Here is a 14,130-nt window from a genome sequence, read left to right as displayed (position 1 = left end):
GGCCCATCCGCGCCGCCCCCGCCGCCCGCCGGCCTGCCCGCCATGCTCCTGCCCGCCGAGAGGCCCTCACCGTGACGCTGCGAACGATCGGCCGGCGTGCCATCGCGGTCACCACGACCGCGATGGTCTGCGTGACGGGATGCAGTTTCCAGGGCGTCAACTCGCTGACGTTGCCGGGGACGGTCGGCGGCGGTGCGTCATACACCGTCGAACTGGCGAATGTGGGTACACTCGAACCGAATTCGCCCGTCATGATCAACGATGTCGTCATCGGCAGCGTCCGGCACATCCGCGTCGCGGGCCGACACGCCGACGTGGAGATCTCGGTGCGCCCCGGCGTCGACATCCCTGCCAATGCCGCGGCGACGGTGGGCCAGACCAGCCTGCTGGGTTCCATGCATCTGGAGCTGACGCCCCCGGTCGGTCAGCCGCCCAGCGGTGTGCTCGACGCCGGCGCGACGATCCCGCTGAACCGCTCGTCGACCTACCCCTCGACCGAGCAGACCCTCGCCGCGCTCTCGGCGGTGGTCAACGCAGGTGGGCTTGGCCAGATGGGCGACATCATCCACTCCCTCAACGCCGCGTTCGCCGGTCGCCAGAGCGACATCCGCGACCTGCTCGGCCGGCTCGACACCTTCGTCGGCACCCTGAACGACCAGCGCGACAACATCATCGCGACGGTCACCGAACTGAACAGGTTCGCCGCGGCGATGGCCGGCCAGCGCGACGTCATCAGCCGGGCACTCGACGAGGTCCCCGCAGCACTCGACGTGCTGCTGCGCGAGCGCCCCCGCTTGATCGAGGCGCTGAACAGCCTGCGCGCCTTCAGCGACACCGCAACCGCTGTCACCGGCTCCGTCAAGGCGGACCTCCTGGAGAACCTGCGGCATCTCGCACCGACCCTGCGGGCACTGGTCGACGTCGGACCGGAGATCAGTCAGGCGCTCGGCTTCGCCACGACATTCCCGCTGAACCAGAACATCATCGACCGCGGTATCCGCGGCGACTACATGAATCTGTTCGTCACCGTCGACCTGACGCTCGGGCGTTTCAAGCGGGGCCTGTTGGCAGGCACGTCCTTCGGCGACGAGAACGCCCCGCTGGTGCCCGCCCCGGGCGACCCGGGCTATGCCTCGTTCTACTCCAAGAATCCGTTGGGCGAGGCCGTCGCCCCGCCCGTGGGGGTGCTGGGACCAGAGCGGCTGCCCACCGCCCCGCCCACTCCGCCGGGGCCGCCGCCGCCGCCGGGGGGTGGTGGCTGATGTTGACCCGCCTGATCAAGATCCAGTTGGTCGTGTTCACCATCGCCTCGATCGTCGCCGTCACAGTGATGGTCGTCAAATACGTACAGGCTCCGACGATGCTCGGTGTCGGGCGCATCGACGTGACACTCGAAATGCCCAACGCCGGCGGCCTCTACCGCTTCGCGAACGTCACCTACCGCGGTGTGCAGATCGGCAGGGTGACGGGCGTCGACGTGAACCGCGGAGGTGCCGTGGCCACGCTGTCGCTGGCGACGTCGCCACCGGTGCCCGCCGATCTGCAGGCCGAGGTGCGCAGTGTCTCCGCGGTCGGCGAGCAGTACGTGGACCTGCAGCCGCGTACCCGCAGCGGCCCCTACCTTCGCGACGGCTCGGTGATACCGGCCGCGGCGGTGGTCGTACCGCAGGAGGTGGCGCCGATGATCGACCGGCTGAGCGCCCTGATCACGAGCATCCCGAAGGACAGGCTGACCGTACTGCTGGACGAGTCCTTCGCGGCGTTCGACGGCGCCGCGTACGACCTGCAGTCCCTGATGGATTCGGCGTCGCGCATCGCAGGTGACACCGATGCGGTGGCCGACCGGACGGCAACACTCATCGAGGACACCGGTCCGGTGCTCGACGGTCAGGCCGTCAGTGCCGATTCCCTGCGCACCTGGTCGAAGCGGCTGGCCGGGGTGAGTGGCCAACTGGTGGCGAACGACCCGCAGGTCCGCACCCTGCTGCAAACCGGACCCGCTGCCGCGCAGGAGGTCTCGCGACTGCTCGAACAGGTACGTCCCACGCTGCCGGTGCTGCTGGCCAACATGACGTCACTGGGTCAGGTTGCGGTGACCTACCGGCCGGGCCTCGAGCAGCTACTCGTGCTGTTGCCGCCCGCGTCGGCGATGTACCAGTCGGCGGTCGGCAGCAACAACGCCACCGGCATCCCGATCGGCGACTTCCGCATCTCGGTCAGTGACCCGCCGTCCTGCACCGTCGGCTTCCTGCCGCCGTCGCAGTGGCGGTCCCCGGCAGACACGACCACCATCGACACTCCCGACGGTCTCTATTGCAAGCTGCCGCAGGACTCTCCGGTCGCCGTACGCGGCGCCCGCAATTTCCCGTGCATGGACAAACCCGGCAAATATGCGCCGACTGTCGCCGAGTGCAAGAGCGACAAGCCTTTTCAGCCGCTGGCCGCCCGGCAGCACGCGCTGGGCCCGTATCCGCTCGACCCGAATCTGATCGCGCAGGGCGTCCCGCCGGACGGGCGGGTCGATGTCGACGAGCGGATCTTCGGACCTCTCGGTGGAACGCCGCCCTTAGCGCCCCCGCCCGCGGATCCGCCACCGACGGGACCGCCGCCCGGACCGGCCGCCGCGCCGAGCGGATACTCCACCGATTCCGATTCCGATTCCGATTCCGATTCCGATTCCGGTTCCGGCAGCGCGTCGGTTGCCGTCGCACGCTACGACCCGACCACCGGTCAGTACGCATCCCCGACCGGCGAAATATCCGAGCAGGCCGATGTGGTGGCCCCCGGAACCCCGAAGACCTGGCAGAACCTCGTCTACTCGGATGCCGGATGACCCGCCCGCCGGCGCTGCTGGTCGCCGCGCTCGTCGCATCGGCCGGGGTCGCCGCGGCACCGGCAGGCGCCACCGGCGACGAGGTCGCCCTCAACGGCACGTTCACCGCGTTCTCCGACGGCCTGTGGGCCAAGACGAACGAGATCATGGCCTACCAGGCCGACGTGACCAGCAGGTGGACCCTCACCTCGTCGTGCACCACCTACCAGGACTGCACCGGCACCGTTACCAGCGACCAGGGGTGGACCGCTGACCTGGTGTACCAGAGCCAGCGGTGGCGGGCCGTGCACGTCATCCGGGACTGGCAGCGGTGCCCGGACGGAACGACTGCACCGGGCGAGCAGTCGTTCACCTTCTGGGCGGCCCGCCTCGACGCACCCGATCGCCATGACCGGCTCACCGGATTCGACGAGACCACCGGGCCCAGCGGCGCGTGCGGGGTCAACAGATGGCTGAACGTGCGGATGCCCTTCACCCTCACCAGGACGGGCTGACCGCTCCGCGAGGTAGTGCTAACCCCCACCAGGCTGTGAGGCCAGCAGCATTCCGGCCGCACCCCGGTGGCCATAGCGTCATTCCCGTACCGACTCGAAAGGGATGACGGACATGGTTGCTACGGAAATGATTGCCCGAGAACGAATTCTGCGCTCGTGCGGTCCGACCGCGATCGACGCGGAGCTGGCCGCGCGATTCGAGCGGGACGCACTGCCCTACGTCGACCAGCTGTTCCGGGGCGCACTGCGCCACACCCGCAGCCGGGTCGACGCCGAGGACCTGGTGCAGGAGACGATGATGAAGGCCTACGTCGGCTTCGCCACCTTCCGCGAGGGCAGCAACCTGCGGGCCTGGCTGTTCCGCATCATGAGCAACGCCTGGATCGGCGCCTACCGGACATCCCAGCGTCGGCCCGACGAGTTCCTCACCGACGAGCTGACCGACGCCCAGTTCTACGCAACGGCGGCGATGCGGCCGTCGGCCGAACTGGAGGCCCTTGCGGCGATGACCGACGACAACGTCCGGGCCGCGCTGGACGCACTGCCGGAGGGCCAGCGGCTCGCGGTGTACTACGCCGACGTCGAGGGCTTCAAATACCAGGAGATCGCCGACATCATGGCCGTGCCGCTGGGCACCGTGATGTCGAGGGTGCACCGCGGCAGGCGGCAGCTTCGCCGACTGCTCACCGACGTCGCCGCGGAACGCGGCTACCTGGCGCCGGTCGCCGTCGCGTCCTGAACCGCCTCACTCCGGCAGCCGAAGCTCCGGCTTCTCGACCTCTTCGATGTTGACGTCCTTGAAGGTGATCACCCGCACCTGTTTGACGAACCGCGCGGGCCGGTACATGTCCCACACCCAGGCGTCGGAGAGCCGCAGCTCGAAGTACACCTCGCCGTTGGCGTTGCGCGGCACCATCTCGACGCTGTTGGCCAGGTAGAACCGCCGTTCGGTCTCCACGACATAGCTGAACTGACCGACGATGTCCTTGTATTCGCGGTACAGCGAGAGCTCCATCTCGGTTTCATACTTCTCGAGATCCTCGGCACTCATGGGCTGCGCTGTCCTTCTGCTCGGTTCATGTCATCTTTCCTCACCCGACGTCGCCCCGCTGCTCCGGCTCCAGATCCAGCGCGTCCAATACTCCGCCGGGGACGTCGCGCACCACCACCTCGGTGCGGCTACCCGCGCGGCGCACGTTCACAAACGAATAGCGGTGTTCGGGACAGGGCCCCAGCTCGGCCAGCGCCGCGGTGTGCGTCGACGTGCAGTAGCCCTTGTGCAGGGCGAACCCGTAACCGGGATGCTCGTCCTCCATCGCGACCATCAGCCGGTCCCGGCTCACCTTCGCCAGCACGCTCGCGGCCGCGATGCACGCCGCCGCGGCGTCCCCACCGATCACCGGCAGTGACGGCATGGGCAGCCCCGGCACCCGGAACCCGTCGGACAGCACATACCCCGGCCGCACCGGCAGGCCTGCCACCGCACGGCGCATCCCTTCGATGTTCGCGACGTGCACACCGCGGCGGTCGACCTCGGTCGAGGAGATGAACACCACGTGATAGGCCAGCGCGTAGCGGCGGATCAGCGGGAACAGCCGCTCGCGCTCCTTCTCGCCCAGCTTCTTGGAGTCGTCGAGGGCGGCGAGGCTCTCCAGCCTGTTCGGGCCGAGCACACACGCCGCGACGACCAGCGGTCCGGCGCAGGCACCGCGGCCCACCTCGTCGACACCCGCGACGGGCCCGAGCCCACCGCGGTACAGCGCCGATTCGAGGGTGCGCAGTCCGGCGGACTTCCGCATCACCGCCCGGGGCGGCCAGGTCGCCGGCACGCTCAGCCTCCGCATCTTGCGCCGCGGCTCGATCGCCGCCGCTAGGAATCCGTCTGGGGGTTCACCGAGCCGACCCCGCCCCACCGCGACGGCGGCCACGCGATGAACCGCGCCTTACCGATCACATTGTCCACCGGCACGGTGCCCGCCGTCGGGTCGCCCGTGCACAGCAGCCCGCGCTGCGCGTCGGCCGGCTGGTTGCTGCAGTGCGCCCGGGAATCGGCGGAGTGGGTGCGGTTGTCGCCCATCACCCACACCCTGTCGGCCGGCACGGTGACCGGCCCGAACTCGTTGCCCAGACAGGGGTAGATGGCGGGATCGGCCATCATGGTCTGCGGGTCCAGGTACGGCTCGTCGAGCCGCTTGCCGTTGACCGTCAGCCCGGTCGCGGCGCGGCACTCCACCGTCTGCCCGCCCGTCGCGATCACACGTTTGACCAAGTCGTTCTCGTCCGGCGGCACGAAGCCGACGAACGACAGCGCGTTCTGCACCAAACGGATCGCGGTGTTGTCCGACCGGATCGACTTGTAGCCGATGTTCCAGTTCGGCGGGCCCTTGAACACGACGACGTCACCGGGTTCGGGCTGGGTGAACCGGTAGGTCAGCTTGTCGACCATGATGCGGTCACCCACACAGCCGGGACATCCGTGCAGCGTCGGCTCCATGGACTCCGACGGGATCAGGTAGGGCCGCGCGACGAACGTCAGCATCACGTAGTACAGAACCAGCGCGATGGAGACGAGGATCGCGCCCTCGCGCAGCGCTCCGCGCTTGCGGTCCGGCTTGTCCTGCTCGCGATCCGGTCCCGCTTCGTCGACGGCGTCCTCGGCCATCCCGTCGGCTGGGGGGTCGGCGGGGTCGCTGGATCGGGTCACCAGGTCAGACTAGCCAGCGTGGCGTGCCGACCGTCGCAACGGGCACAGCGCGGCAAGTCAGCGCTTTTCCTTGATCTTCGCCTTCTTGCCACGCAATTCGCGCAGGTAGTACAGCTTGGCCCGGCGGACGTCACCGCGGGTCACCACGTCGACGTGGTCGACGTTGGGCGAGTGCACCGGGAAGGTGCGCTCGACGCCGACGCCGTAGCTCTCCTTGCGGACCGTGAAGGTCTCGCGGATGCCACCACCTTGGCGGCGGATGACCACACCCTTGAAGACCTGGATGCGCTCCTTGGACCCCTCGATGACCTTCACGTGGACATTGATGGTGTCGCCGGGGCCGAAAGCCGGGATGTCGTCGCGCAGCGACGTCTGGTCGACGAAGTCCAGCGTGTTCATCGGTGACACTTCCTTGTTTGTTCGCGGCGTCGGGGCAGGCTGTCGCAGTGCGGCGCGCCACCGTGCCGGGGTGTTCCGGGCGTTTCGAGGTGTATCACGCAGCACACGGACGTACCCGGCCGCTGCGGACAACTGCTCAATTGTGCCAGACGGGCACCGTTGCAGTGAAATCGCCGGTGCGAAAAGGCGGGCGGGCGTGCCCCCCACCGAGCCGTTAGGCTGGAATCACCGGCCAGGGCAACGGTGCGACCGCCGGTTCCGACGACTCCCGAAAAGTATGCCGAGGAGAGATATGCGACGGCCGTGCAGGGTCGTGACGGCCGGCGCAGCCCTGCTGGCCGCGGCGCTCACGATCTCCGGGTGCGAGGCGCGGGTGTATGGCACGCCGCCGCCTCCGGCCGAAGCCCCGCACCTGACGGTGGTGGCGCCGGAAGGCAGCTTGGCCCCGCTGCCGATCGCGCCGCCCGACCAGCCTGCCGCCAGCTTCGACGGGCTGGCCGACCGCGCGCAGCAGGCCACCGCGGAGGCCGCCGACGCAGGGGCCGACATCACCGCCCTGGTGCTCGACCGCAACACAGGCCTGACGGTGTCCAACGGCAACACGCGCGGCATCGCCATCGCATCGGTGGTCAAGCTCTTCATCGCCGACGAGATGCTGCGCAGCGACGCACCGCTCTCGCCGGAGGACCGCACGCTGTTCGACGCCATGCTGCGCTCCTCCGACGACAGCGCCGCCGAGGTGTTCTGGAACCGCTACGGCGCCAGCTCGATCGTGACGAAGGTGGCCGCCCGCTACGGCCTGCGCGGCACCCGCCCACCGAGCAACGGGCTCTGGTACAACACCATCAGCACGGCCGCCGACCTGGTGCGCTTCTACGACATGCTGCTCTCCGGCGCAGGGGGGCTGCCTCCCGACAAGGCCGACATGATCGTCGGCGACCTGTATTCGGCGGCGCCCACCGGACTCGACGGAACCCAGCCGGGCGGGACCTATCCCCAGCGCTTCGGCATCCCCGACGGGTTGCCGGGCGAGCGGGTCGGCTACAAGCAGGGCTGGATGTGCTGCGTCGGGTCGGACTGGATGCACCTGTCCACCGGCATCGTCGGCCAGGACCGGCGGTACGTGATGGTGGTGGGCTCGGACCAGCCCGCCGGCCCCGCGGTGGCCCGCGAGACGATCACGCAGTTCGTCCGGACGATGTTCCCCGGCGGCAGGATCTCCTAGGAGTCGCCGCCGAGCAGATCGGGCCTGCGGTCCCTGGTGCGCTGCACCGCCTGCTCCCGCCGCCACGCGGCGATCTTGGCGTGATCGCCCGACAGCAGCACCTCGGGCACCGTCAGGTCGCGCCACGTCGGCGGCCGCGTGTAGCTGGGGCCCTCCAGCAGCCCGTCGGAGTGCGAGTCGTCCTGGTGCGACGCCGGGTTGCCGAGCACGTTGGGCAGCAGCCGCACCACCGCCTCGACCATCACGATCGCCGCGGACTCGCCCCCGGTGAGCACGTAGTCGCCGATCGACACCTCCTCGACCCGCATGCGCCTCGCGGCGTCGTCGGCAACCCGCTGGTCGATGCCCTCGTAACGGCCGCAGGCGAACACCAGGTGCCGTTCGGCCGTCCACCGCCGCGCCGTGGCCTGATCGAAGAGCCGGCCTGCCGGCGTCGGGACGACCAGAAGCGTGTCGGGGGTGCAGATCTCGTCGAGCGCATCGCCCCACACCGGCGCCTTCATCACCATGCCGGGGCCTCCGCCGTAGGGCGAGTCGTCCACCGACCGGTGCACGTCATGGGTCCACCGCCGCAGGTCGTGTACGCCGAACTGGATGTGGCCGGCCTCGATCGCCCTGCCGGGCAACGACTCCCGCAGCGGATCGAGGAATCGCGGGAAGATCGTGATGACGTCTATCCGCATGCCGTCAGTTCATCTCCAGCAGGCCCTCGGGCGGGTCGATCTCGACGGAGCCGTCGGCCAGCGACACCGAGGTGACGATGGCGGCCACGAACGGGACCAGTACCTCCGCGCCGCCTGACCGGCGCACCGCGAGCAGCTCGCCGCCCGCGGTGTGCAGCACCTCGGTCACCGTGCCCACCTCGAGCCCCCCGACGGTGCGCACGGTCAGACCCTCGAGCTGGTGGTCGTAGTACTCGTCGGGCTCCTCGATCGGTGGCAGGTCCGCGGAATCGACGAGGAACACCGTGCCGCGCAGCGCGTCGGCGGCGGTGCGGTCGGCCACGCCCTGCACCCGGACCAGCAGCCGCCCGCCGTGGGGGCGCACCGACTCGACCACGAACTCGCGTTCGGGGCCGGCCTTCGAGCGGCCACGCAGCCGGGCGCCGGCGACGAATCGGCCTTCCGGATCGTCGGTGCGGACGTCGACGACGAATTCGCCCGTGACGCCGTGCGCCTTGGCGACACGACCGACTACCAGGTCCATCGTGTTCCCCGAGTCGTTTCGGCCCTGCCCAGGGGCAGGGGGACTACTGGTCGGTGTCCACCACGTCGACGCGGATGCCCCGGCCACCGATCCCGGCGACCAGGGTGCGCAGCGCCGTCGCGGTACGCCCGCCGCGCCCGATCACCTTGCCGAGATCGTCGGGATGGACGTGCACCTCGACGGTGCGGCCACGCCGGTTGGTCACCAGGTCGACCTGCACGTCATCGGGGTTGTCCACGATTCCGCGCACCAGATGCTCGACGGCGTCGACGACGACAGTCACGACCGCGCTCAGCTCTCGGCCGACGAGGGCTCAGCGCCGGTGGCGCCGGCGACGGTGGCGTCAGCGCCTTCGGCCGCGGGCTCGGACTTGTCGGCCGAACCGGACGGATCGGCGGTCGCCTCGATGTCGGAGGCGGCCTTCTTGGCGGGCGCCTTCTTCTTCTTCGGCTGGGTGGCCTCGGCGCCGGAGCCGCCGTCGGCCTCGGCCAGCGCAGCGTTGAACAGGTCGAGCTTGCTGGGCTTGGGCTCCTTGACCTTCAGGGTGCCCTCCGCGCCGGGCAGACCCTTGAACTTCTGCCAGTCGCCGGTGATCTTCAGCAGTGCCAGCACCGGTTCGGTGGGCTGGGCGCCGACGCCCAGCCAGTACTGCGCGCGCTCGGAGTCGATCTCGATGAGGCTCGGCTCTTCCTTCGGGTGGTACCGGCCGATGACCTCGATGGACCGGCCGTCGCGGCGGTTGCGCGCGTCGGCGACGGCGATGCGGTACTGGGGGTTGCGGATCTTGCCGAAACGAGCAAGTTTGATCTTGACAGCCATCTGTGGCGATTCTCCTGTGTCTGCCACGCTTGCAATTCAAGCGACGCGGGCGGGATGCCCGGTCCGGTTTTGCCTTGCGTGTGTGACCACCGGACAAGCACCCCGCGAGAAGCCGGAGGCTGATCGCACAGGGCGGGTCGCCCGGTAGACAGCCGCCTATTGTGCCAGAACGGACAGGTCAAGCGGAAATCGCGGCGTCACTGCTTGTCGAAGCACTTCACCTCGACGCGCCTGCTCATCCGCCAGCCGGGGTCGGCGCGGACGAACTCGTCCTCGTACCAGAGGCCGATCAGCATGGTCGTCGGCCTTTCGCCGGCGAACACCATCGGGTTGAAGCAGAACGTGCGGGCCGTGGCTCTGTCTTCTCCGAGGTCGCCGCCCAGCTTGATGGCCGGCAGCCCCAGCATGTGGGCGTAGCCGCTGAAGAACTTCGGCAGCACATCGGCCAGCCAGGTCTTGACCTCCGGGTAGCGGCCGTCGATGCCACCGGTGGCCCGGTAGTCGATGTAGGCGTCGGGCACGAACACCTCGTCGAGCTCGTCGAACCGTCGCCGGTCGATCGCCTCGGAGTAGGTGATCAGCAACTGCTGGATCTCGAGCCGGTCCGAGATCTCCGCCTGCGACAACATGGCGTCATTCAACACGACCGCAGCGGCCGGTGATCTTGCGGTCAACGTGATTCAAAGGATCGACCGGACCCCGCGATCGACGTGTACTACAGCGAGCCCTCGAAACGGGCCCCGCCGACGCCGCGTTCCCGCGCGTCACCTCACCTTCGGAGTTCTCCTGTGTTCAACCGTCTTTCACGCCTCGCCGCGGCATCAGCACTGCTCCTCGCGACGGTCGTCGCCTGCGCCAATGACGACGACGGCACCGGCTACACACTGCGCATCGGCGCGACCTCTCCCACCGGGACCCCCGCCGGGTCGCTGGGGTGGGGCGACAAGGAGGGCATCCTTTCCGAGCAGCTCAAGGCCGCCGGCGTCGACAAGATCGAGTACTCGTTCTTCCAGTCCGGCAGCGATGTCGCCTCGGCGCTGTTCGCCGGCGCCGTCGACGTCGCCGCCATCGGGGACAACCCCGCCCTGCGCGCCCGCAGCAGAGACCCGAAAGTCGTGCTGCTGAGCCTAGATTCGATCAACGGTGACGCGTGGCTGGTGGGCGCCAAGGGCGGACCCACCGACATCGCGGGCTTGGTCGGCAAGTCGGTCACCGCACCGCAGGGCACCATCCGCGACCGGGCGGCCAAGCAGCTGATCGCCGCTGCCGGGCTCACCGGAAAAATCCAGGTCCGCGACGTGCCGACACCCGAATCCATCGCCGGGTTGAGCTCGGGCCAGATCGACGCCACCGTCGTCACCGGGGCCAGCGCGATCGAACTGGAGAACAAGGGCTTCCCCGTCATCGACAGTCTGTCGCGGCACGGCTTCGGCAGCACCGGCACCAACATCGCGCTCAACACCTTCACCGAGGCGCACCCCGAGTTCGCCGACGCCTGGCGCAAGGCCGTCACCGCGGTCAATGTCGACATCACCGAGAACTTCGACGCCTACCTCGCCTGGGTCGCCCAGACCGACGGAACGCAGCTGGACTTCGTCAAACAGGCGACGAAGAAGGACGAGTTCAACACCGAACCGTTCCCCGCCGAGGGCGTGGACCAGCTCGAGGCGGCCTACGAGTTCCTCAACGCCGACGGGTCACTGGAGAACGAGTACTCGGTGCGTGAATGGGCCGGGGCGAAGCAGTGACGGCCACGGTCGCGCCTGCACGCCCCGGCGCCCCGGCACCCGAGTTGATCGACGTCGTCGCCGGGCACCGCCGCCGGCGCGGCATGTGGGCCAGGATCCCGCGCCCGGTGCGCCGCATGGTGAGCCCGGTGCTGATCCTGGCGGCGTGGACCATCGGGTCGACCACCGGTCTGCTCAACCCGGATCTGTTCCCCAATCCGGCACACGTCGCCGGCACCGCGTGGCGACTGCTGTCCGACGGCCAGCTCGCCCTGCACGTCGGGGTGTCGGCGACCCGGGTGCTCACCGGCACCGTGCTGGGCATCCTGTTCGGTGTGCTGCTGGCGGTGCTGGCGGGCCTCACCCGCACCGGTGAGGACCTGCTCGACTGGACGATGCAGATCCTCAAGGCCGTACCGAATTTCGCGCTCACCCCGTTGTTGATCATCTGGATGGGCATCGGTGAGGGCCCCAAGATCGTGCTCATCACCCTCGGCGTCGCGATCGCCATCTACATCAACACCTACGCGGGAATCCGCGGTGTGGACCAGCAGCTGGTCGAGATGGCCCAGACCCTCGAGGCGCGCAGGTCCACGCTGATCACCCAGGTCATCCTGCCCGGCGCGATGCCGAATTTCCTCGTCGGCCTTCGCCTCGGGCTGTCGAGCGCGTGGCTGAGCCTGATCTTCGCCGAGATGATCAACACCACCGAGGGCATCGGTTTCCTGATGTCGCGCGCGCAGACCAATCTGCAGTTCGACGTCTCGCTGCTGGTGATCGTGATCTACGCGGTGGCGGGCCTGGCGTCGTACTCACTGGTGCGGGTGCTGGAACGGCTGCTGTTGTCCTGGCGCAACGGGTTCACCGGTTTCGAGGGCACCGCATGAGCGATCCGGTGGTGACCGTCCGGGGGCTGCGCCGGGCATTCGGGGCGCAACGGGTGCTCGACGACCTCGACCTCGACATCGCCGAGGGCGAATTCGTCGCGATGCTGGGCCGCTCGGGTTCCGGCAAGAGCACCCTGCTGCGGATCCTGGCCGGTCTCGACCACCAGGTCACCGGATCGGTGGTGGCGCCGAAGTCGCGGGCCGTGGTGTTCCAGAACCCGCGGCTGCTGCCCTGGCGCCGGGCGCTGAAGAACGTCACCTTCGCGCTGACCGACCGCGGGCCGGACGCGCCGAGCCGGACCGACCGCGGTCGCTCGGCTCTGGCCGAGGTGGGCCTGACCGACAAGGCCGCTGCATGGCCGCTGTCGCTGTCCGGCGGCGAGGCCCAGCGGGTCGCGCTGGCGCGCGCGCTCGTCCGGGAACCCGACCTGATGCTGCTCGACGAGCCGTTCGGGGCGCTCGACGCGCTCACCCGGATCAAGATGTACAAGCTGCTGCACGAACTGTGGGCGCGCAGGCGGATGGCGGTGCTGCACGTCACCCACGATGTCGACGAGGCGATCCTGCTGGCCGACCGGGTGGTGGTGCTCTCCGGTGGGCGGGTGTCGCTGAATCGCCCTGTCGAACTGCCCTTTCCGCGTACCCGGGGCGACGCCGGCTTCGCCGAGCTGCGCAGCGATCTGCTCGCCGAACTGGGAGTGCGCGAGGAGGTGGGCGATGACCGGCACAACGCCGTCCCCTGACGTCCACGACACCGACGTCCTCGTGCTCGGCGGCGGCCCCGCCGCCACCTGGGCGGCGATCTCGGCGGCCGAGAGCGGCAGCCGCGTCACGCTGGTGGACAAGGGCTACTGCGGAACGAGCGGGGCCACCGCGGCCGGGGGCAACAATCTGTGGCTGGTGCCGCCGGGGTCCCCGCGCGACGACGCGGTCCGCCGCCATCAGGCCGTGGCCGGCGGCATCACCGATCAGGACTGGATGTCGCGGGTGCTCGCCACCTCATGGGAACGCATCGAACACCTGGCGCAGTGGGGCTATCCGTTCCCGGTGGGTCTCGACGGTGAACCGTTGCGCAGCAGCCTGCAGGGACCCGAGTACATGCGCCGGATGCGGCGCCGGACCCACCGCAGCGGCGTGCGGATCCTCGACCACCACCCGGCACTCGAGCTGACCACCGACCGCGACGGCGTCGTCGACGGCGCCGCGGGCATCGCGCGGCAGGACGGCGGACGGCCGTGGCGGATCCGTGCGGGCGCGGTGGTCATCGCCACCGGCGGCACCGCCTTCCTGTCCGGGACCTTCGGCACCAACGTCGACACCGGCGACGGCCTGCTGATGGCGGCCGAGCACGGCGCACACCTGTCCGGCATGGAGTTCAGCAGCGCGTATGCGCTGGCGCCGGAGTGGGGTGGGCACACCAAGGGCCGGATGCTGCAGTGGGGCAGCTTCTACGACGAGGACGGGCAACCGCTGGCCACGCGGCCGGGCCTGACCGGACGGCAGGATGCGCAGTGGGCGCTGGCGCACGGCAGGCGGGTGTTCGCCCGGCTCGACCGGGCCCCCGCCCACGTCCGGCAGACGATGCGCGACGCGCAGCCCAACTACTTCCTGCCCCTGGACAAGGCGGGCATCGACCCGTTCACGACGGCCTACCCGGTGCGGATGGTCTACGAGGGCAGCGTGCGCGGCACCGGCGGACTGCGCATCACCGGGCCCGATTGTGCGACAACGGTTCCCGGCGTGTTCGCCGCCGGTGACGCCGCGACGCGCGAACTGGTCACCGGCGCGGTCAGCGGTGGCGGCAGCCGCAACGGGTCATGGGCGATCGCCTCCGGG

The 14,130-nt window shown here is 69.5% G+C and carries 18 protein-coding genes; 9 read left to right on the top strand and 9 right to left on the bottom strand.

Annotated features, from left to right (window positions below; genetic code table 11):
* Positions 1–122 precede the first annotated feature (122 nt).
* From Q2100_RS14350 to Q2100_RS14335, 4 genes are all read left to right on the top strand, one after another.
* Positions 123–1,262 (top strand): MCE family protein, encoded by a 1,140-nt coding sequence (locus Q2100_RS14350; protein ID WP_302914613.1) that lies wholly within the window; start codon positions 123–125, stop codon positions 1,260–1,262.
* Positions 1,262–2,833, top strand: coding sequence for an MCE family protein (locus Q2100_RS14345; RefSeq protein ID WP_302914609.1), 1,572 nt, complete (start codon positions 1,262–1,264; stop codon positions 2,831–2,833). The genes Q2100_RS14350 and Q2100_RS14345 overlap by 1 nt, the downstream gene beginning before the upstream one ends.
* The gene (locus Q2100_RS14340; protein WP_302914608.1) at positions 2,830–3,327 is read left to right on the top strand and encodes an Rv2253/PknI dimerization domain-containing protein; all 498 of its coding nucleotides are present in this window, start codon (positions 2,830–2,832) and stop codon (positions 3,325–3,327) included. The genes Q2100_RS14345 and Q2100_RS14340 overlap by 4 nt, the downstream gene beginning before the upstream one ends.
* Positions 3,328–3,439: 112 nt before the next feature.
* Positions 3,440–4,066, top strand: a complete 627-nt coding sequence (locus Q2100_RS14335; protein WP_407667626.1) for a sigma-70 family RNA polymerase sigma factor — start codon at positions 3,440–3,442, stop codon at positions 4,064–4,066.
* 6 nt (positions 4,067–4,072) lie between these two features.
* Here the strand turns inward: Q2100_RS14335 and Q2100_RS14330 are convergent, their stop codons facing one another.
* From Q2100_RS14330 to rplS, 4 genes are all read right to left on the bottom strand, one after another.
* Positions 4,073–4,378, bottom strand: a complete 306-nt coding sequence (locus Q2100_RS14330) for a DUF2469 domain-containing protein (protein WP_207358246.1) — start codon at positions 4,376–4,378, stop codon at positions 4,073–4,075.
* Positions 4,379–4,418: 40 nt separating this feature from the next.
* Complete coding sequence (locus Q2100_RS14325) at positions 4,419–5,156, bottom strand: ribonuclease HII (RefSeq protein ID WP_302914607.1); 738 nt, start codon at positions 5,154–5,156, stop codon at positions 4,419–4,421.
* A 41-nt stretch (positions 5,157–5,197) separates the two neighbouring features.
* Positions 5,198–5,989 (bottom strand): signal peptidase I, encoded by a 792-nt coding sequence (lepB, locus tag Q2100_RS14320; RefSeq protein WP_302914611.1) that lies wholly within the window; start codon positions 5,987–5,989, stop codon positions 5,198–5,200.
* A 99-nt stretch (positions 5,990–6,088) separates the two neighbouring features.
* Entirely contained in the window at positions 6,089–6,430 is a 342-nt protein-coding gene (rplS, locus tag Q2100_RS14315; RefSeq protein ID WP_264010512.1) for a 50S ribosomal protein L19, read from the bottom strand.
* 292 nt (positions 6,431–6,722) lie between these two features.
* On the opposite strand from rplS, the gene Q2100_RS14310 reads away from it, so the two are divergent.
* Positions 6,723–7,655 carry a serine hydrolase gene (locus Q2100_RS14310; RefSeq protein WP_302914606.1) on the top strand — a complete coding sequence of 311 codons (933 nt, stop codon included), beginning with the start codon at positions 6,723–6,725 and terminating at the stop codon, positions 7,653–7,655.
* Here Q2100_RS14310 and trmD read toward each other — a convergent pair.
* The 5 genes from trmD to Q2100_RS14285 form a co-directional block, all read right to left on the bottom strand.
* Positions 7,652–8,338: a tRNA (guanosine(37)-N1)-methyltransferase TrmD gene (gene trmD, locus Q2100_RS14305; protein WP_302914605.1), complete on the bottom strand. Its 687-nt coding sequence runs from the start codon at positions 8,336–8,338 to the stop codon at positions 7,652–7,654. The two genes, Q2100_RS14310 and trmD, sit on opposite strands and share 4 nt — an antisense overlap.
* A 4-nt stretch (positions 8,339–8,342) precedes the next feature.
* On the bottom strand, positions 8,343–8,861 hold the full coding sequence (gene rimM / locus Q2100_RS14300; protein WP_302914604.1) for a ribosome maturation factor RimM: 519 nt from the start codon (positions 8,859–8,861) through the stop codon (positions 8,343–8,345).
* A gap of 43 nt (positions 8,862–8,904) precedes the next feature.
* Complete coding sequence (locus tag Q2100_RS14295) at positions 8,905–9,144, bottom strand: RNA-binding protein (protein WP_264011389.1); 240 nt, start codon at positions 9,142–9,144, stop codon at positions 8,905–8,907.
* Between the two features lie 8 nt (positions 9,145–9,152).
* A complete protein-coding gene (rpsP, locus tag Q2100_RS14290) occupies positions 9,153–9,680 on the bottom strand; it encodes a 30S ribosomal protein S16 (protein WP_302914603.1) in 528 nt (175 codons plus the stop codon).
* 197 nt (positions 9,681–9,877) lie between these two features.
* Positions 9,878–10,309, bottom strand: a complete 432-nt coding sequence (locus tag Q2100_RS14285) for a nuclear transport factor 2 family protein (RefSeq protein ID WP_302914602.1) — start codon at positions 10,307–10,309, stop codon at positions 9,878–9,880.
* A 198-nt stretch (positions 10,310–10,507) separates the two neighbouring features.
* Here Q2100_RS14285 and Q2100_RS14280 point away from each other — a divergent pair, with 198 nt between their 5' ends.
* From Q2100_RS14280 to Q2100_RS14265, 4 genes are all read left to right on the top strand, one after another.
* On the top strand, positions 10,508–11,428 hold the full coding sequence (locus Q2100_RS14280; RefSeq protein ID WP_407667627.1) for an ABC transporter substrate-binding protein: 921 nt from the start codon (positions 10,508–10,510) through the stop codon (positions 11,426–11,428).
* Positions 11,407–12,294 carry an ABC transporter permease gene (locus Q2100_RS14275; RefSeq protein WP_328518125.1) on the top strand — a complete coding sequence of 296 codons (888 nt, stop codon included), beginning with the start codon at positions 11,407–11,409 and terminating at the stop codon, positions 12,292–12,294. The genes Q2100_RS14280 and Q2100_RS14275 overlap by 22 nt, the downstream gene beginning before the upstream one ends.
* Positions 12,291–13,037 carry an ABC transporter ATP-binding protein gene (locus Q2100_RS14270; RefSeq protein ID WP_302914599.1) on the top strand — a complete coding sequence of 249 codons (747 nt, stop codon included), beginning with the start codon at positions 12,291–12,293 and terminating at the stop codon, positions 13,035–13,037. Before Q2100_RS14275 ends, Q2100_RS14270 begins: the two co-directional genes overlap by 4 nt.
* A partial coding sequence (locus Q2100_RS14265) for an FAD-dependent oxidoreductase (protein WP_302914598.1) occupies positions 13,012–14,130 on the top strand: 1,119 nt, incomplete at its 3' end. The genes Q2100_RS14270 and Q2100_RS14265, both read left to right, overlap by 26 nt.

It is taken from the genome of Mycolicibacterium arseniciresistens, from assembly GCF_030519285.1.
Lineage (GTDB): Bacteria > Actinomycetota > Actinomycetes > Mycobacteriales > Mycobacteriaceae > Mycobacterium > Mycobacterium arseniciresistens.
Note: the sequence above shows the minus strand (reverse complement) of the source record. Positions and strands in the feature narration are given on the sequence as shown.